This window comes from Pseudoalteromonas nigrifaciens (genome assembly GCF_002221505.1).
GTDB lineage: Bacteria > Pseudomonadota > Gammaproteobacteria > Enterobacterales > Alteromonadaceae > Pseudoalteromonas > Pseudoalteromonas nigrifaciens.
Genome location: NZ_CP011036.1, coordinates 1,094,267 through 1,114,106 on the forward strand (window position 1 = coordinate 1,094,267; position 19,840 = coordinate 1,114,106).

Consider the following 19,840-nt stretch of genomic DNA (forward strand, 5'->3'; position numbering starts at 1 on the left):
TTAGCGGCTTTTTGCTGTTCTGATAAAAAGTTAAAAGTTACAGGCTTGCTATATTATTCAAATAGTAAGTGGCTTGCTGTAATGTACTTTGTTGTAACGTATTCTCTTGTTTATCCCAGTTTTTATACACCATACCAATACGTGGGTTTTTTTCTAACTTTGCTCTGTGCGTGTGCATAAAATGCCAGTAAAGGCTATTAAACGGGCAGGCGTCATCACCCACTTTTTGTTTTACTTTATAGTGGCAGTTTTTGCAGTAGTCGCTCATTTTATTAATATAGTTACCGCTTGCCGCATAGGGTTTGGTGGCAATAATTCCGTCATCAGCAAATTGGCTCATACCCCGAGTATTGGGCATTTCTACCCATTCAATAGCATCTATATAAACGCCCAAATACCAAGCATCAACGTCATCTGGGTTTATAGCCGTTAATAAACAAAAATTACCTATAACCATGAGGCGCTGAATATGATGGGCGTATGCTGTAGTTAAGCTTTCACAGAGCGCATGGTGCATGCAGTTCATTTTAGTTTTAGCATGCCAAAAATACGGCGGTAATGTATTTTTGGCTTTAAGCTGATTTTTAGTTGCGTAATCTGGCATGTTAATCCAGTAAATTGCGCGTACGTACTCTCTCCAGCCCAGTATTTGCCTAACAAATCCCTCTACTTGAGCAATAGAAATATCATTAGGACGTTGTTCGTACTGGGCTATTACGCGCTTTATTACAAACAGTGGGTGTATTAACTTTGCATTTAAAGCAAACGATAAGCGGCTATGGTACAGGCTACTGTTATGTTTACTTTGCTCTGTCATTGCATCTTGAAACTGGCCAAAATGAGGCAGTAAATACAAACAAAAATAATCTAAGCAGCTAATGGCTTGTTTTCGGGTTGTGGGCCAGGGAAGTTGCTCTGCGGCTTTACCAAAGTAGCTAACATTATGTTTATTTAAACGCGCAATTATAGCGCTTACATCGTTATTAAATAATTTAGGTGGCGGGATTTGTGCTAAGTCGGCGGCTGAAAATTTATTTCTGTTATTACTATCAAAGTTCCACTTTCCACCGTGTGGTTTGTTGCTATCCATTAATATATTAAATTGTTTGCGCATTGCGCGATAAAAATGCTCCATTGTTATGTGTTTATCTTTTATAAAGCGGTGTTTTATTTCCTCAAAGGGCAGTAAAAAATGCTCGCTGTCAACACGGCTAACCGTTAATGGGCTGGTGTTTGCAAAGTGGGCTAACTGGGTTTTTAATCTATATTCGTCTGGGTATTGGTACTCAATAGTATTGCATTGATGTTGCGCTGCTATACGGGTAAGCAATGCGGGTAAATCTTCATCATTACAGGTTTCGTTTAATGTTAAATGCAGTACATTAAATCCGGCTTGGTTTAATGCTGTTGCAAAGTTTTCCATAGCGCAAAAAAATGCACAGATTTTTTGAATATGGTGCTTAACATAGCTGGTTTCTTGTTTTAGCTCTGCAATAACATACAAGGTATTGGTTTTTTTATCTTTATACCATGAGTGAGCAGGGTTGAGCTGATCGCCCAAAATGAGTCTAAGAGTATTAAAGTGTGTCATGCCTAAGCCAAATAAATTTAATACGCAAAATTATTACATCAAGATCGCTTACTTTATAAAAATATAGATTTAAAAATTCCTAAATTAAGATAATAAGTGCAAAAATTAACAAAATTAAATAATTGCGCGTTAAATTATAAACATGCTATTTGGCGTCACTTTTTTTATAAACTTATTGCTTATTATGGTTGCTAATTATGGCGTACATACTTATAATACCCGCCATTGTTTAGTATGTTGAAAGATATTACTAACAGCGATATTAAATTATTAAGTTTAGTATCTATTGGCGCGGGATGGAGCAGTCTGGTAGCTCGTCGGGCTCATAACCCGAAGGTCGTCGGTTCAAATCCGGCTCCCGCAACCAATCATAATAGTGGGTTTAATCTTACTAATTTATATCGCGCATTCTAAGTAATGCGCGTTTTGCGTTTAAGCTACTGTAGTTTAATTTAGTCAGATTTTTGACTCGCAACCAAGCTTGGCCCTAGGCCACACAGTTTTGTGCTTTTTGGTGTGACGCCCCGCTTGGTTCGGGGCGTTGTTGTATCTGCACTGTTTGATTTGTGACATGGTGATCAAATCAAAATTTAAACTCAATATTTTAGGGCTATAAGCCCTTTTTTTGTTTGTATGGAGGATTTTCGTGACAAAACTTGAACAAGATTTAGTAGCTATGTTAACGCCAGCGGTAGAAATGTTAGGTTTTGAATTACATGGTCTTGAGTTTGTACAAGCGGGTCGCCATTCTACCTTAAGAGTTTATATTACTCATGAGGCTGGGATCTCAGTTGATAATTGTGCTGATGCGAGTCGCCAAATAAGTGCGATTTTAGACGTCGAAGACCCAATTACAAATGAATATGATTTGGAAGTATCGTCTCCTGGTGTTGATCGTCTATTATTCAAACAAGATCACTACGAGCAGGCGCAAGGAGAGGAAGTACAATTACGTACTAAACTTCCACAAGACGGTCGTCGTAATTTTAAAGGCGATTTAATAGCAGTTACTAGCGATATGATTACACTATCTAGTGATGGTACAGAGCATTTAATTATGCTTAGCAACATTGAGCGTGCGAACATAATTGCAAAGTTTTAATTCGAGCGCAAAGGAATAGGGCAAGCGAGGCATAACCCATGGCAAAAGAGATATTATTGGTTGCTGAAGCCGTCTCCAATGAGAAAGCGGTTCCAAAAGAAAAGATTTTTGAAGCTTTAGAGTTCGCTCTAGCAACAGCAACAAAGAAAAAGCACGGTGGTGACATCGACGTACGTGTAGCAATTGACCGTAAAACAGGTGACTACGATACTTACCGTCGCTGGCAGATTGCTGCAGTATTAGAAGATGGGTCTTTAGAGAACCCATACAGCGAAATTACCCTAGAAGCAGCGCAAGTTGAAGAACCTGACTTGCAAATGGGTGACTTCGTTGAAGAGCAAATTGACTCAATTAAATTTGACCGTATTACAACCCAAATGGCTAAGCAAGTTATCGTACAAAAAGTACGTGAAGCTGAGCGTGCTTTAGTTGTAGAAGAATACAAAAGTAAAGAAGGTGAGTTAGTAACGGGTGTAGTTAAAAAAGCCACTCGTGACGCGATCGTTCTTGATTTAGGTAATAATGCTGAAGCGGTAATTTACCGTGACGACATGCTACCGCGTGAAAACTTCCGCCCAGGCGATCGTATTCGTGGTCTTCTATACGAAGTTAAGCCAGAAGCACGTGGCGCACAATTATTTGTAACGCGTTCTAAACCAGAAATGCTAATGGAATTGTTCCGCATTGAGGTGCCAGAAATCGGCGAAGAAATGATTGAATTACGTGCCGCTGCACGTGACCCAGGTTCGCGTGCTAAAATTGCGGTTAAGTCTAACGACAAACGTATTGACCCAATTGGTGCTTGTGTAGGTATGCGTGGCGCACGTGTTCAAGCTGTATCGTCAGAACTTGGCGGTGAACGCGTTGATATCGTACTTTACGATGACAACCCAGCACAATTTGTTATTAACGCAATGGCACCTGCAGAAGTAGCTTCAATCGTAATGGATGAAGATACACACTCAATGGATATCGCTGTAGAAGCTGATAACCTAGCACAAGCAATTGGTCGTAATGGTCAAAACGTTCGTTTAGCTAGCCAATTAACTGGCTGGGAACTAAACGTAATGACTGTTGAAGACATGCGTAGCAAAAATGAAGCTGAGTCAGATAAGTTACTTAACTTATTTACTGAAAATTTAGATATTGATGATGAATTTGCTTCATTATTAATTAACGAAGGTTTCTCGTCACTTGAAGAAGTTGCGTATGTACCGGCATCTGAATTTTTAGAAATTGATGGCTTAGACGAAGAAATGGTTGATCTATTGCGCTCACGTGCAAAAGACGCATTAACCACTAAAGCACTTAAAACGGAAGAAAGCTTAGATGGCGCAGAGCCAGCTGAAGACTTACTTACGCTTGAAGGCTTAGAACGTCATTTAGCATTTGTTATGGCAAGCAAAGGTGTAATTACACTTGAAGACTTAGCTGAGCAAGGTATTGATGAATTAGTGGATATTACAGAACTATCACCTGAAAAAGCAGGTGAGCTGATTATGGCTGCACGTAACATTTGTTGGTTTGCAGACGAGTAATTTATTAACGGAGGTATTAGAGACTATGGCAGAAGTAAATGTTGAAAAACTAGCCGGTGATATAGGTACAACTGTTGATAAATTGCTACAGCAGTTTTCACAAGCAGGTATCACTAAGCAAGCAGGCGAAAGCGTAACCGAAGCTGAAAAAGCGACGTTACTTGATCACTTAAGCAAGCAGCATGGCGGCACAGGTTCAGATGGCCCAGCGCGTATGACATTGCAACGTAAGAGCAAAAGCACATTAAGTGTGACTGGCTCAACGGGCAAAGCAAAGTCTGTTCAAGTTGAAGTTCGCAAAACACGTACCTACGTGAAGAAAAGCGCAATGGAGCAAGAGCAAGAAGAGCTACGCCTAGCCGCTGAAGAAAAACTGCGCCTTGAAGAGCAGCAAAAAGCTGCACAAGAAGCCGCAGAATTGAAAGCGAAACAAGAGGCAGAACGTAAAGCGAAAGAAGACGCTGATCGTAAAGCTAAAGAAGAAGCTAAACGCAAAGCTGATGCAGAGCGTAAAGCGAAACAAAAGCAGATGACCCCAGAGCAAAGTGCTAAGTCTGAGAAAGATCGCATCGAAGCTGAGCGTCTGCAAAAAGAAGCAGAAGAGGCCGCATTGAAGAAAGCTGAAGAAGAAGCGAAACGTCAAGCAGAAGAAGCAAGAAAGCTAGCTGAAGAGAACTCAGCACGCTGGAAGAAAGAGGAAGAAGAGCGTAAGAAGCGTGAAGAAACATCTGATCACCACCTTACAACTTCTACTTACGCACGTGAAGCAGAAGATGTTGCTGATGCTCGTGATGAGCAAGGCACACGCCGTGCGAAGAAAAAGAAAAAAGCGCCAGCAAAAGATAAATTTGCAGCGTCTAAAGGCCGTAATAAAGGCAAGTTAAAAGCACCTACATCGCTACAGCATGGTTTTACAAAACCAACTGCTGATGTTAAAAATGAAGTGCGTATTAGCGAAACAATTACAGTTGCAGAGCTTGCGTCACGCATGGCTGTTAAAGGCGCTGAAGTTGTAAAAACAATGATGAAAATGGGCGACATGGTTACTATTAACCAAGTGATTGACCAAGAAGCTGCACAACTTGTTGCAGAAGAAATGGGCCACAAAGTTATCATTGTTAAAGAAAACGAATTAGAGCAAAAAGTACTAAACGATCGCCATGAAGATGGTAAGTCTGAGCCACGTGCACCAGTTGTAACTGTTATGGGTCACGTTGACCATGGTAAAACATCTACACTTGATTACATTCGTTCAGCTAAAGTAGCCTCAGGCGAAGCCGGTGGTATTACACAGCACATTGGTGCATACCATGTTGATGTTAATGGCAACATGATCACTTTCTTAGATACTCCGGGTCACGCCGCATTTACTTCAATGCGTGCTCGTGGTGCTCAAGCGACTGATATCGTAATCCTAGTGGTTGCAGCAGATGATGGTGTTATGCCGCAAACTAAAGAAGCTGTACAGCATGCGCGTGCTGCTGGCGTTCCTTTAATCATTGCTGTAAACAAAATGGATAAAGAAGGCGTAGACCCAGATCGTGTTAAGAACGAGCTAGCTCAGCTTGACGTTATTCCAGAAGAATGGGGCGGCGATACGCAGTACGTTCATATCTCAGCTAAAACAGGTTTAGGTATTGATGAGCTTTTAGAAGCGGTATTAAACCAATCTGAACTACTAGAACTTACGGCTCCAACTGTTGGTATGGCTGCAGGTGTTGTTATTGAATCACGCTTAGATAAAGGCCGTGGTCCAGTTGCATCGATACTTGTTCAATCGGGTACGCTTAACCAAGGTGACATTGTATTATGTGGTCTTGAGTATGGTCGTATTCGTGCAATGCGCGATGAAAACGGAAAAGACATTAAGTCTGCGGGTCCTTCTATTCCTGTAGAAATTTTAGGTCTTTCTGGTATTCCGGCTGCAGGCGACGAAGCAACTGTAGTTAAAGATGAGCGTAAAGCGCGTGAAGTTGCTTTATATCGTCAAGGTAAATTCCGTGATGTTAAACTAGCGCGTCAACAAAAAGCTAAGCTTGAAAACATGTTTAGTCATATGACTGAAGGCGATGTGTCTGAAGTTAACGTGGTACTTAAAGCTGACGTTCAAGGTTCAATCGAAGCAATTTCTGATTCACTAACTAAACTCTCTACTGATGAAGTGAAAGTGAAGATAGTAGGTTCAGGTGTTGGTGGTATTACCGAAACTGATGCAACACTTGCAGCAGCGTCTAACGCTATTGTGGTTGGCTTTAACGTTCGTGCTGATGCTTCTGCTCGTAAAGTAATTGAGTCTGAAAACTTAGACTTGCGTTACTACAGCGTAATCTACAGCTTGATTGACGAAGTTAAACAAGCAATGTCGGGTATGTTGGCACCAGAATTTAAGCAAGAGATTATTGGTCTTGCTCAGGTTCGTGACGTGTTTAAGTCTCCAAAAATTGGCGCAATTGCTGGTTGTATGGTTACTGAAGGTGTTATTAAACGTAGCGCTCCAATTCGTGTACTTCGTGATAACGTGGTTATCTACGAAGGTGAACTTGAGTCACTTCGTCGCTTTAAAGACGATGTTGCTGATGTTCGTAACGGCATGGAATGTGGTATCGGCGTTAAGAACTACAATGACGTTCGTGTTGGCGACCAAATTGAAGTATTTGAAACAGTTGAAATACAACGTACTCTTTAATTGTTAGCTAGCTAGACTAATAAATGGGGGCTTAGCCCCCATTTGTGTATCCATTATTTAATTAACTTATTATTATATTCCAATAGGTTATGATTTTAGGACAAATGCAATGAGAGAATTTTCTCGTACAGATCGTGTTGCTCAGCAAATTCAAAAAGAAATTGCGGTAATTTTACAACGCGAAATAAAAGATCCACGCTTAGGTATGGTGACAGTGTCAGCGGTAGAAGTATCGCGCGATTTATCTTATGCGAAAATATTCATTACGGTATTTAATACGCAAGATGATAATGCAGCGAAGCAAAGTGCAAACGTACTTAACGAAGCGACCGGTTATATCCGCTCGTTACTAGGTAAGCGTATTCGTGCACGTATTATGCCTGAGTTAAAGTTTTTAGTTGATAACTCACTAATGGAAGGTATGCGTATATCTAACTTAGTTGATTCCATTATTCGCGAAGACAACGCTAAACATGTTGCAGATGAAACAGATGTTGAAGACAGCACTGATCATGAAGATGACGTAACTAACAGCGAAGATGAGACTAAGCACGTAGATATTGATACAGATAGCGAAGAAGGCACTAATACAGATGGCAAAGCGCAGTAAAGGCCGTCCAGTTGACGGTATTTTGTTGTTAAACAAACCAATTGGCATTTCATCAAATAAAGCACTACAGCAAACAAAAGGTGTGTACTTTGCACAAAAGGCGGGGCACACAGGTGCGCTAGATCCATTGGCAACCGGTATGCTGCCTATTTGCTTTGGTGAGGCAACCAAGTTTACACAGTTTTTACTCGATACAGACAAAACCTATGTGGTACGCGCTAAATTAGGCGAGAGAACAACGACATCAGATTCTGATGGTGAAATTGTTAGCACTAAAGATGTAAATGTAACGCGTGAACAACTGATTAAAGAAATTGCCGCTTTTGTTGGTGAGTCAGATCAGTACCCGTCAATGTACTCGGCGCTTAAGTATCAAGGTAGGCCTTTATATAAGTATGCACGCGAGGGTATTGAAGTACCACGTAAATGCAGAAAAATAAACGTGTTTAGCTTAACGTTTGACGAATTTGATGAAGTGAATAACGTAATACAAATGACGGCGCATGTATCTAAAGGCACCTACATTCGTACTATTGTTGACGACTTAGGTGAAAAGCTAGGTTGTGGCGCACACGTTATTATGCTGCACCGCACTGCGGTTGGTCAATATCCTGCAGAAAAAATGGTGTCGCTAGATGAAATTGAAGCGTTATTAGCAAAAGCTAAAGACGAAGAAGTTGCACCTTCTACTTATTTAGACGCGTTGTTATTGCCACTCGATACAGCTTTAGTTGATTTACCGGTTGTTGAGATAAGTAAAGAGCAGGGCAGTATTTTTAGTCACGGCCAAGCAATAGACCTTGATATAGATTTGCCTGAAGGCGTAATTAAGGTTGTAGCTGACGGTATTTTTATTGGTACAGGCGAGCGTAATGCCAGCGGCCATTTAAAAGTTAAACGTGGCTTGGCCAGCCAACAAGATGATTATGTAAAACCCGAATAAATAGTTGCTTTAAATATTTTCAGCAGCTTATTTATATTGATGGGATAATTAACTTGTAGTTATTTGTACAATTGGTAGAATACGCCCGCTTAATCGTTTTGGCTGAATTAGTGATCGGCTAAAGCACCTTTTAAATTTAATTTTTGGAGTTATTATGTCACTAAGCAATCAAGAAAAAATCGATATCATTGCTAAATTCGCACGTGCTGAAGGCGACACTGGTTCACCTGAAGTACAAGTAGCATTACTTACTTTTGATATCAACAAGCTTCAAGGTCACTTTGCTGATCACAAGCATGACTTCCATTCACGTCGTGGTCTGCTTCGCAAAGTTAGCCAACGTCGTAAATTGCTTGATTACCTTAAAGGTAAAGACATCACGCGTTATACTGCGTTAATCAAAGAACTTGGCCTACGTCGCTAAGCACTTGATTATCAAAAAAGGAGCTTTTTAGCTCCTTTTTTTGTGCCTAAAATTCAGCACGACGTTTTATAAACACCTTGAATTATAAAATAAAACCTCCATTTAATAGGTAAGCAAAGGTCGTCATTTTTAGCCTTCATAAGGCTTAGCTTTTATCTAATAGCTAGACTCGCATTCTAACGGCGCTTTGGTATATACTATGCGCGTAGCTAAAAAGGTTTAGTTACGTTTATTTACGTCATCGCCAATTGTAGTACTTAATTGATTTTAAAATAAATACAATTATGTACTGTAATTGGTACTTAGATGACAACTTAAAAACATTTTAAAACATTTAAGGAATATTTTAAGTGCAAGCAATTATTAAAGAATTTCAACTAGGTCAACACACAGTGACACTAGAAACTGGTGCAATCGCTCGTCAAGCAGACGGCGCTGTACTTGCAAGCATTGGCGACACTTCAGTACTTGTTACTGTTGTTGGTAAACGTGAAGCGCAACCAGGCCAAGACTTTTTCCCACTAACAGTTAACTACCAAGAGCGTATGTACGCTGCTGGTCGTATCCCTGGTGGTTTCTTAAAGCGCGAAGGTCGTCCTAACGATGGCGAAACACTTATTGCACGTCTTATTGACCGTCCAATTCGTCCACTTTTCCCAAGTGGTTTTGTAAACGAAGTACAAGTTATTGCTACTGTTGTTTCTGTTAACCCTGAAATTCAACCTGATATGGTTGCGTTAATTGGTACTTCAGCTGCACTTGCTATCTCTGGTATTCCGTTCAGTGGTCCAATTGGTGCTACTCGCGTTGGTTACATCGACGGCGAATACGTACTAAACCCAACACTAAAAGAGCTAGAAGAAAGCAAGCTAGACTTAGTTGTTGCTGGTACTGATAACGCAGTATTAATGGTTGAGTCAGAAGCAGACGTACTTGCAGAAGACATTATGCTAGGTGCGGTTGTTTATGGCCATGAGCAAGCTCAAGCGATCATTACAGCAATTAAAGAATTTAAAGCAGAAGCAGGCAAGCCTACTTGGGATTGGACTGCACCAGCTAAAAACGTATCACTTGAAGAAAAAGTAGCGTCTATTGCTGCTGATAAAGTGGGCGAAGCTTACCGCATTACAGATAAAGTAGCGCGTAAAGAAGCACTTGGCGTAGCTAAAGATGAAGTTGTTGCTGTATTAACAAGCGAACTTGCTGAAGGCGAGTCTTTAGATAAGCAAGAAATTGGTAAAATCTTCGGTTCACTTGAGAAGAAAATCGTTCGTGGCCGTATCGCTGCTGGCGAAAAGCGTATCGATGGTCGTGAACCAGATATGATTCGTGCACTTGACGTAATGACTGGCGTATTACCGCGTACTCACGGTTCTGCTATCTTTACTCGTGGCGAAACTCAAGCACTTGTAACAGCTACACTTGGTACAGAGCGTGATTCACAGTTAATCGACGATTTAACTGGCACGCATAAAAACCACTTTATGCTTAACTACAACTTCCCTCCTTTTTGTGTAGGCGAAACTGGTTTTGTTGGTTCTCCTAAGCGTCGTGAAATCGGCCATGGTAACCTTGCTAAGCGTGGTATTGCAGCAGTAATGCCAACATTGACTGAATTCCCATATTCAATCCGTGTAGTATCTGAAATCACTGAATCAAACGGTTCATCTTCAATGGCTTCTGTGTGTGGTACTTCACTTGCACTTATGAATGCTGGTGTACCAATTAAAGCGTCTGTTGCGGGTATCGCAATGGGTCTAGTTAAAGAAGACGATAAGTTTGTTGTACTTTCTGACATCTTAGGTGATGAAGATCACTTAGGCGACATGGACTTTAAAGTTGCGGGTACTGCTGGCGGTATTACAGCACTACAAATGGACATTAAGATTGAAGGTATCACTCAAGAAATCATGCAAATTGCGCTTAAACAAGCAAAAGCTGCACGTTTACATATCTTAGAAGTGATGGACAAAGCAATTTCTGCACCGTCTGAAGAGCTTTCTCAGTTTGCTCCACGTATTTATACTATGAAGATCCCACAGAAGAAAATCGCTGAAGTTATTGGTAAAGGTGGCGCAACAATTCGTCAACTTACTGAAGAAACTGGCACAACGATTGAAATCGGTGATGATGGCACAATCAAAATTGCAGCAACTGACGGCGAAAGCGCAGCAAATGCAATTAGCCGCATTGAGCAATTAACTGCTGAGCTTGAAGTAGGTACTATTTACGAAGGTAAAGTTGTACGTATTGTTGATTTTGGTGCGTTTGTAAATATTCTTCCTGGTAAAGATGGTCTAGTACATATTTCGCAAATTAGTACTGAGCGTGTTAATAACGTGACTGATCACCTTTCTGAAGGTCAAGAAGTTAAAGTTAAAGTACTAGAAGTAGACCGCCAAGGCCGTGTACGTCTAAGTATTAAAGAAGCAATGGAATCTGCAGCACCTGCAGCTGATGCGCCAACTGACGCATAATTGCTAATACTTAATCCGGTTATATTTACTGGATAACATAAAAAGGGGCTGTTTAGCCCCTTTTTTTATGCTTTAATGAAACTAACTGCTTATAGCAATTGAATTTAAAGTTAATTATTTTAAGCGCTTAAGTTGAATGGATATCATTATTTTAAAGCGTTAAATAATTTATTAGCTAAACGCAGTTAATATGAACCTTACTAGACATCGCATGTCTTATTTATTTGCTACTTACCTTGGTATTAAGGATTTTAATGACACTCAAACATTTAGCCTTGGCATCTTTTACTATTTTGTCTTTAAGCGCGTGCCAAAGCACTTCAAAAGCTGAGTCAATGCCGATTGTTAATGTGCCTTTTACTGCGCCTCTCGCCTCTGATTTTAGAAGTGAAATTGCAATTGCACGTTATTCAGAGCTACTAAATAGAGTAGATCTAAGCCCTGAGCAACAAGCAAAACTTTATTATGATCGGGGTGTATTATTTGACAGTTTAGGCATGACCACGTTGTCGCGAATTGACTTTAATCGTGCTGTTAAATTAAAACCAGATTTAGCCGAGGTGTATAATTTTTTAGGTATTCAACATACCTTAATGCAGCAGTATGAAAAAGCCTATGAACTTTTTGATTCAGCCCTTGAGCTTAACGAAGAACATGAATATGCGTATTTAAATCGTGGTATTGCACTGTACTATGGCGACAGAGCAGAGCTTGCACAAAACGATTTTAATGAGTTTTTAGCGCGCTCTCCAAACGATCCTTACCGTGTGTTATGGCTTTTTTTAGCGCAAGCACAGGATGATAAAGTTAAAGCACTTAGTGTGCTTAAAACCAATGCTAAAGCACTTGATGAATCGCAATGGGCGTATCAGTTAATTGCGCTTTACCTGGGCGATATTAGCGAACATGATTTTTTATCTGTTATTAGTGATGGGGTTAAATCAGAGCAAGAATACGCACAGCGATTATGCGAGGCTTACTTTTATTTGGCAAAATCGCATCAAGCAGCAGGTAATATTAATTTAGCCGCTGATTATTTTAAGCTGGCACTGGCTACCAACGTGCATGAGTTTATTGAATATAAATATGCGCGATTAGAACTTGAGCTGATGACAGGTGTTGACGAAAGCTAAGCGTTATAAACTAGCGGTAGTATTACTGTGTAGCCTATTAATTAGTGGCTCGAGTAATCATGCTAACAGTATTGGCTTTTGGCAAGTTTTAAATGCCAAGGCCAATATAATACAAAGTTATTGGCTATTTCCTGATTATTTTTCTCTGCATTTACAGCAACTCCCTGATATTGCGCTCGCTTCATTAGCGCGAAATAAAATACCTGCCGCGCAATATAGATATTCACTTAAATTATTAAAAAATAACCATACCGATACTGCAAAGTTATTTTGGCAAAAAAACACCCATACTATGAGTGAGTCAAAACGCCAAGCATTAGCGATGGAGTTATTAGCTCAATCTCAATGGGGCGATCTTAAATTATTGGCAAAGCAGGGGTTATTGCCTGAGGGAGATGCATTAAATCATCTTAAACTGCAAACAACTCAGCCTTATAGCAGCCTGCCCACAGCGTTTATGCAGCGCCTTGGTTTTTTATCATTGAGTTCAGAGGTTAAAGCGGATGAACAATGTTTGTTTAACGTGTTAATGATGAGCGATCACCGTAGCGGGTTATATAAGCTCGCTAAACTTATAAAGCAATACAATAAGCGCCCTGAGCCCAGTGCTGGGGTTTTTTGTTTATCGCAACCGATTTATGTTGGCGGTGCTATTAATTGTAGTAGTGCAGCAAATAAAATGGCGCAGTGCGATTGGCAAACCGCTAGGCTAAAAAAACAGCTTCCTACTGATTTTGACTTTATAGTAATGATGCCCAAGCAGGGAAGTGCAAATGTGCGCAGTGGCATTATGCAATTAAATTCAAAAGCAGGTTACCAAGTGTTTTTACATGAGTTAATGCACTTTAATGGTTTTGAGGATGAATACGCGCTACCAAAAACGAAGCAAGCTTGGCTGTGTGCACAAAGTGGTTTTGTGGCACCTAATTTGTTTTTAGCAAATAGCGAAGCTACCCCACCAGTAGGTTGGTATAAAAGCCAGAGCTGCCAGCAAGGGGCCGTGGCTTATAAGCCCAGTGAAGCTTGGTCTATTATGCAATATCAGCAGTTAGCTCTCTCAGCGCAATACAGAGCGTTGTGGCAAGCACACATAAATACCCATTTTACAGTGTTTCCTCGTTTTAACTCCTTCATGGAACGCTCAATAACGCCACGCTAAATTTTAAAGTCTTTGCTCTAAGGCGTATGAAAAGCGAACATAGTTGATATTGTTGCATTAATTTATATATAAATTTGCTTGATAATTATGCAGCTAGAGGCGCTTTCTATAGACAAAAACGGCGTTTATCAGTATAACTATACGTATTAATGCTGTTAAAAAAGCAGACCACAAAAGCTAATGCCCAAGTCACTTTGGTAATTAACTATAACGAATAGCGTATTGATAAATTTATGATTTTAAAAGGTCCTTTACTATGACTTTGCTCTGGATACCCCTGCTATCCTTAATTGGCAGTGTTATTTCTGCATTTACAGGCAAACTAACGCGAAACCAAGCGACAAGCTTAACTATGCTTGCACCATTAATCGCACTTTGCATAACTCTATATCATGCGCCTGCGGTACTTGCCGGTGAAACTATTCGCTTTAGTGCTGCTTGGATCCCAAGTTTAGGGCTCGATTTCTCCCTGCGCTTAGACGGTCTAAGTTTACTGTTTATATTTATGATTTTGGGCATAGGCTTATTGGTTATTTTATATTCTCGTTATTATTTAAGTAATAACGACTCAATGGCAAAGCTATATAGCTACTTAATGTTATTTATGACAGCAATGCTTGGCATTGTTATGTCTAATAATGTTATTCAGCTATGGGTGTTTTGGGAATTAACCAGTATAAGTTCGTTTTTATTAATTAGTTATTGGTGGCATAAGTCAGAGGCGCGCAAGGGCGCACGTATGGCGCTTACAGTTACCGGAGCCGGTGGTTTAGCGCTGCTTGGTGGGTTACTGATAATTGGCGACATTGTTGGCAGTTATAACCTAGACATAATTTTAGCCAGCAGAGCAATTATTCAATCGCACGATCTATATGAGCTTGCACTGGTTTTAGTGTTATTAGGTGCATTTACTAAATCGGCCCAATTTCCGTTTCATTTTTGGCTACCTCATGCCATGGCAGCGCCAACACCTGTGAGCGCCTATTTACATTCGGCGACCATGGTTAAAGCGGGTATCTTTTTGTTAGCGCGTTTTTATCCGGCCTTAGCGGGCACCGAAATGTGGTTTATATTAGTTGCCTTAACAGGTTTAATTACTTTGTTATTTGGCGCATACGTGGCTTTATTTAAGCATGATTTAAAAGGTTTATTAGCATATTCAACTATAAGTCATTTAGGTTTAATTACGCTATTGCTTGGCCTAGATACCGAACTTGCTACTGTTGCCGCTATTTTTCATATTATTAATCACGCCACCTTTAAAGCGTCACTGTTTATGGCCACTGGTATTATTGACCATGAAACAGGTACGCGCGATATGCGTAAACTCAATGGTATGTGGCGCTTTATGCCCTACACAGCAACGCTTGCTATGGTTGCCGCTGCAGCAATGGCGGGTGTCCCTTTGCTTAATGGCTTTATTTCAAAAGAAATGTTTTTTGCCGAAACACTGCATCAGCAAGTACTTGGCTCTATGTCGTGGTTAATCCCGGTTTTAGCAACCATTGCGGGGGCATTTGCCGTGGCTTATTCGGCGCGCTTTATCCACGATGTATTTTTTAATGGCGACCCAATAGATTTACCGCGTACGCCACACGAGCCGCCTCGTTATATGCGCGTACCCATCGAAATATTAGTGGTGTTGTGTTTACTTGTTGGCATGTTTCCGCACTTTGTAGTTGATGGTATTTTATCGGCAGCCTCATTAGCAGTACTGGGCAAAGCAATGCCAGAGTATCAGCTGAGCATTTGGCATGGCTTTAATTTACCGTTATTAATGAGTGCCATGGCAGTTGCTGGCGGCTTATTTATTTATGTTAACCGTAAACACCTGTTTCAATTTCAAGCGTCGTTACCGCCGCTAAACGCTAAAAAAATGTTTGATCATTTAGTACAATGCGTTATTGATTGGAGCCAAGATAAAATAAACAAAACAGAAAATGGCTCACTGCAACGCTATGTATTTATTATGCTGGGCGTTATTTTATTAGCTGCTGGTTGGCCGTTATTCGAAATGCAAAAATTAGCGGGAAGTGTGCCAAATACACCGGTTGATTTACACAACGGCATAGGTGCTAGCTTGTTAATTGTAGGTGCCATTGCCACAGTGATAAGCCATAGATCGCGTATGGTCGCTTTGTTAATGGTATCTATTGTGGGATTAATGGTAGCTGTGGTGTTTACCCGCTTTTCGGCACCAGACTTAGCCTTAACGCAATTAACGGTAGAAGTGGCAACAATAATACTACTTATGTTGGCATTGTTTTTCTTACCGCAAAGCACCCCAAGAGAATCAAGCTCATTGCGTATATTACGTGATTTAAGTATTGCCTCGACAGTGGGCGTGGTTATAGCCAGTATTTGTTACGCTTTGCTTACTCGTCCGCTTGATTCTATTTCTGACTTTTTTATTGCCAATGCCAAAACCGGTGGTGGCGGTACCAATGTAGTTAACGTTATTTTAGTTGATTTTAGGGGCTTTGATACGCTTGGCGAAATTACTGTATTAGGTATTGCAGCACTAGGGATTTTTAAGCTTTTATCGCGAATTCCATTGTTTATGCCTGCAACCGACAGTGATGGCCGTTCATGGGCACGCGAGCGCCACCCTATTTTATTAGCCAGTATTTCGCAAAGCTTACTCCCGCTTGCACTGTTAGTGTCGGCGTATATTTTCTTACGTGGTCATAATTTACCTGGCGGCGGCTTCATTGCCGGGCTTGTTACTTCTATTGCCTTTATTTTGCAGTATATGGCACATGGCTCTACTTGGATCAGTGAGCGCTTTGATGTTAATTACCGAAAAATTATTGCCTCGGGTATCGCTATTGCTATGTTCACGGGTGTGGGTAGCTGGTTTTTTGATAAGCCATTTTTAACCACGTGGTTTGACTATTTTGACATTCCATTTATTGGTAAAACAGAGTTAGCAAGTGCCATTGTATTTGACCTTGGTGTGTACTTAACCGTAGTGGGTGCCACATTGATGATATTAGCAAGCTTAGGTGATATGACCACAAGTGCAGAGCAAAAAGAAGGTGATGTTTAATGGAGTTATTATACGCGTCGTGCGTGGGTGTATTAATTAGTTGCGGTGTGTTTTTACTGCTAAGAGCACGTACTTTTCCGGTTGTGCTTGGTCTAACTATGATTTCTTACGCAGTTAACTTGTTTTTATTTTCATCGGGTCGACTAACCACAAATAAAGCTGTTGTATTAGGTACAGGTGCAGATTACGCCGATCCACTGCCGCAAGCTTTAGTGTTAACAGCCATTGTAATTGGTTTTGCAATGACCGCCTTTGTGGTTATATTAGCAATACGTGGCCGTGCAGATTTAGGTAATGACCATGTTGATGGTCACCTTGTTAAAAGTAAGTACAAGGTGAAAAAATGATTCAGCATTTAACATCGCTTCCTGTATTGCTGCCTATGCTAGCAGCTATTATTTTACTATTACCACCGTGTGGTAAAAACTTATTTGCCCGTCGTTTGGCTTCAGGCGTAATGGCCATTATTACATTTGTAGTGAGTGTTTTATTACTGATAACCGTACACAACGAAGGTATTAACGTATACGCAATAGGTAACTGGTCAGCACCATTTGGTATTGTACTTGTTGCAGATATGCTCTCTAGCTTGTTGGTAACACTTACTTCATTTTTAGGCGTAATGGTTGTGCTGTACGGATGTGCAGGCGATGATGAACACGGCAGTTTTTTTCATCCACTAATTCACTTTTTAATTTTAGGTGTAAATGGTGCATTTTTAACTGGCGATTTATTTAACGTATTTGTATTTTTTGAAGTGCTGCTTATTGCCTCTTATGCCTTGCTTATGCACGGTGGTGGCAAGCAAAAAACTAAAGCTGCATTGCACTATGTTATTTTAAACTTAGTAGGTTCGAGTGCGTTTTTAATTGGTTTAGGTATTTTATACGGTGTACTAGGCACGCTAAATATTGCCGATATGGCGCAAAAAATATCTTTACTTACTGGCGACGATGTTTATTTAGCTAAAGCCGGTGGACTATTGTTATTAGTAGTATTTGCTTTAAAAAGTGCGTTGTTGCCACTACATTTATGGTTACCAAATACCTATTCAAGTGCCGCCCCAGTTGTTGCTGCGCTATTTGCGATTATGACCAAAGTTGGTGTGTACGCCATGCTACGCGTTTATACCGTTATGTTTGGTGAGCAAGCTGGCGAACTTGAACACATGGCGCAAACTTGGTTATGGGGCTTAGCAATTGCAACGATAGTTGTAGGGGCCATAGGGGTATTAGCCGCTCAGGATTTACGTAAGATCACTGCCAATTTAGTACTGGTGTCGGTGGGTACTTTGGTGGCTTTAGTGTCGTTACAAAACATAAACGCTACGGCGGCCTTGCTATATTATTTAGTACACTCAACTTTGGTATGTGCTGCTTTATTTTTACTCGCCGATATAATTTCTATTCAACGCGGTAAAGTTGGCGACAGATTGGTAGCAGGTAGAGTGGTAAAACAGCCGTTTTTATTAGGTACGTTATTTATTATTGCAGCATTAACTGTAATAGGCATGCCGCCATTTTCAGGCTTTGTAGGCAAAATTTGGATTTTAAAAACAACACTCAATAGTGAAAATGCACTTGTATTTTGGCCTGCTTACTTAATTACCAGTTTAGTGTTAATTATTGCACTAGCACGCGCCGGAACTAGTTTGTTTTGGGAAGGTAAGTACACAGGTAGTGAGCCAAATGACGCACCAAACGCGCATCCATTGCAAGTAATTGCTATTGTGGGGTTACTTATTTGCTCAGTAATGCTAGTTGTTTTTGGTGGTGCTATTAGTGAGTACACCATAAAGGCCGCAACCCAATTACACGACATAAGTGGTGGTATTAATGCCGTGCTTAAAGGAGGTGTTTAATGCGACTAAAAGCACGTTTTAGATTGTTACCTACGCCATTTCGTAGTGTATTTTTATTTATAGTATGGCTGTTATTAAATAATAGTGTGTCTGCAGGGCACTTGGTATTAGCGGCTATATTTGCGATTGTTATTCCGTTATTTACTATATCGTTTCGCGATCCTCAGCCATTAATTTTAAGGCCCGGATTAGCCTTTAAACAAGTTTTTATTGTACTGTACGATATAATAGTGGCCAACTTACAAGTGGCTGTATTAATACTTGGGCCAAGTAAAAACATGCGCCCAGCATTTGTTAAAGTACCCGTAGATTTAACCCATGAAATGCCGATTACTATTTTGGCAAGCTGCGTGTCACTCACACCTGGCACTGTGAGCGCTGAGGTATATCCTATTTTAGAATCACTTAATAAAGGTGAGCAACCAAAACAGCGTTATTTGCTTATTCATGTACTTGATCTTAAAGACGAGCAAGCACTTATTAAACAAATAAAAGAGCGTTATGAGGCTCCCTTAAAGGAGATATTTCAATGTTAGAAACCGTATTATTAATTGTATTTAGCATGATTGGATTAGCGCTACTATTAAATTTATGGCGTTTGGTAATTGGTCCATCGGTTCCCGATCGTATTTTAGCGCTCGATACTATGTATATAAACGTGATTGCGCTGATTATTTTATACAGTATAAGTATGAGCACGGGGTTGTACTTTGAAGCGGCTTTATTAATTGCAATGCTTGGCTTTATAAGCACAGTAGCATTATGTAAGTATTTACTTCGCGGCGATATAATCGAATAAGGTATAGCAATGATCAGTGAATGGATAGTATCAATATTATTATTACTAGGTGGCGTGTTTATTTTAATTGGCTCAATAGGCTTAGTTAAACTGCCTGATTTTTTTATGCGCTTACATGGCCCAACTAAAGCAACTACCCTAGGTATGGCGAACATTTTAACTGCCGCTATGGTGTACTTTGCAAATACCGAACATGGCGTGAGTGTTAAAGAAGTACTTATTACTATATTTTTATTAATTACCGCACCGATTAGTGGGTATATGTTAATTAAAGCAGCCATTCATCATAAGCTCAAACCAAAAGATGGCACCAAAGGGCTTGATAATATTGAAGATTAATATTATTTATAAATGCATTTAGCGTGTAACTACCCTAGATATATTTAACTACAATAAAGCCGGATAAAGTTAATTTATTCGGCTTTGTTGTTTTTAAAGTATTTAAGTTGACCTATGTGTGACACATAG

At 40.2% G+C, this 19,840-nt stretch carries 16 protein-coding genes and 1 tRNA gene; 16 read left to right on the plus strand and 1 reads right to left on the minus strand.

Annotation, left to right across the window (positions count from 1 at the left end; translation table 11 throughout):
- Positions 1-37: 37 nt before the first annotated feature.
- On the minus strand, positions 38-1,591 hold the full coding sequence (locus PNIG_RS05190; RefSeq protein WP_089367960.1) for a cryptochrome/photolyase family protein: 1,554 nt from the start codon (positions 1,589-1,591) through the stop codon (positions 38-40).
- Positions 1,592-1,881: 290 nt separating this feature from the next.
- Between PNIG_RS05190 and PNIG_RS05195 the strand changes: the two genes are divergently transcribed.
- From PNIG_RS05195 to PNIG_RS05270, 16 genes are all read left to right on the plus strand, one after another.
- A tRNA-Met gene (locus PNIG_RS05195) sits at positions 1,882-1,958 on the plus strand.
- Between the two features lie 279 nt (positions 1,959-2,237).
- Positions 2,238-2,693 carry a ribosome maturation factor RimP gene (rimP, locus tag PNIG_RS05200; RefSeq protein ID WP_041454374.1) on the plus strand — a complete coding sequence of 152 codons (456 nt, stop codon included), beginning with the start codon at positions 2,238-2,240 and terminating at the stop codon, positions 2,691-2,693.
- A 38-nt stretch (positions 2,694-2,731) separates the two neighbouring features.
- Entirely contained in the window at positions 2,732-4,231 is a 1,500-nt protein-coding gene (nusA, locus tag PNIG_RS05205; protein ID WP_089367961.1) for a transcription termination factor NusA, read from the plus strand.
- Between the two features lie 25 nt (positions 4,232-4,256).
- Positions 4,257-6,917 carry a translation initiation factor IF-2 gene (gene infB / locus PNIG_RS05210; protein ID WP_011327686.1) on the plus strand — a complete coding sequence of 887 codons (2,661 nt, stop codon included), beginning with the start codon at positions 4,257-4,259 and terminating at the stop codon, positions 6,915-6,917.
- A 109-nt stretch (positions 6,918-7,026) separates the two neighbouring features.
- Complete coding sequence (rbfA, locus tag PNIG_RS05215; RefSeq protein ID WP_011327687.1) at positions 7,027-7,527, plus strand: 30S ribosome-binding factor RbfA; 501 nt, start codon at positions 7,027-7,029, stop codon at positions 7,525-7,527.
- The gene (gene truB / locus PNIG_RS05220) at positions 7,511-8,470 is read left to right on the plus strand and encodes a tRNA pseudouridine(55) synthase TruB (protein WP_089367962.1); all 960 of its coding nucleotides are present in this window, start codon (positions 7,511-7,513) and stop codon (positions 8,468-8,470) included. Before rbfA ends, truB begins: the two co-directional genes overlap by 17 nt.
- A 154-nt stretch (positions 8,471-8,624) precedes the next feature.
- Positions 8,625-8,894 (plus strand): 30S ribosomal protein S15, encoded by a 270-nt coding sequence (gene rpsO / locus PNIG_RS05225; RefSeq protein WP_011327689.1) that lies wholly within the window; start codon positions 8,625-8,627, stop codon positions 8,892-8,894.
- 350 nt (positions 8,895-9,244) lie between these two features.
- On the plus strand, positions 9,245-11,371 hold the full coding sequence (gene pnp, locus PNIG_RS05230; protein ID WP_011327690.1) for a polyribonucleotide nucleotidyltransferase: 2,127 nt from the start codon (positions 9,245-9,247) through the stop codon (positions 11,369-11,371).
- 254 nt (positions 11,372-11,625) lie between these two features.
- On the plus strand, positions 11,626-12,504 hold the full coding sequence (nlpI, locus tag PNIG_RS05235; RefSeq protein ID WP_011327691.1) for a lipoprotein NlpI: 879 nt from the start codon (positions 11,626-11,628) through the stop codon (positions 12,502-12,504).
- Positions 12,488-13,663, plus strand: a complete 1,176-nt coding sequence (locus PNIG_RS05240; RefSeq protein WP_086998332.1) for a hypothetical protein — start codon at positions 12,488-12,490, stop codon at positions 13,661-13,663. Before nlpI ends, PNIG_RS05240 begins: the two co-directional genes overlap by 17 nt.
- 256 nt (positions 13,664-13,919) lie before the next feature.
- Entirely contained in the window at positions 13,920-16,712 is a 2,793-nt protein-coding gene (locus PNIG_RS05245; protein WP_011327693.1) for a monovalent cation/H+ antiporter subunit A, read from the plus strand.
- Entirely contained in the window at positions 16,712-17,059 is a 348-nt protein-coding gene (locus PNIG_RS05250) for a Na+/H+ antiporter subunit C (protein WP_011327694.1), read from the plus strand. Before PNIG_RS05245 ends, PNIG_RS05250 begins: the two co-directional genes overlap by 1 nt.
- On the plus strand, positions 17,056-18,573 hold the full coding sequence (locus tag PNIG_RS05255; protein WP_011327695.1) for a monovalent cation/H+ antiporter subunit D: 1,518 nt from the start codon (positions 17,056-17,058) through the stop codon (positions 18,571-18,573). The genes PNIG_RS05250 and PNIG_RS05255 overlap by 4 nt, the downstream gene beginning before the upstream one ends.
- On the plus strand, positions 18,573-19,109 hold the full coding sequence (locus PNIG_RS05260) for a Na+/H+ antiporter subunit E (RefSeq protein WP_011327696.1): 537 nt from the start codon (positions 18,573-18,575) through the stop codon (positions 19,107-19,109). Before PNIG_RS05255 ends, PNIG_RS05260 begins: the two co-directional genes overlap by 1 nt.
- Positions 19,103-19,372 (plus strand): K+/H+ antiporter subunit F, encoded by a 270-nt coding sequence (locus PNIG_RS05265; RefSeq protein ID WP_011327697.1) that lies wholly within the window; start codon positions 19,103-19,105, stop codon positions 19,370-19,372. Before PNIG_RS05260 ends, PNIG_RS05265 begins: the two co-directional genes overlap by 7 nt.
- A 9-nt stretch (positions 19,373-19,381) precedes the next feature.
- Complete coding sequence (locus PNIG_RS05270) at positions 19,382-19,711, plus strand: Na+/H+ antiporter subunit G (protein ID WP_011327698.1); 330 nt, start codon at positions 19,382-19,384, stop codon at positions 19,709-19,711.
- Positions 19,712-19,840 lie beyond the last annotated feature (129 nt).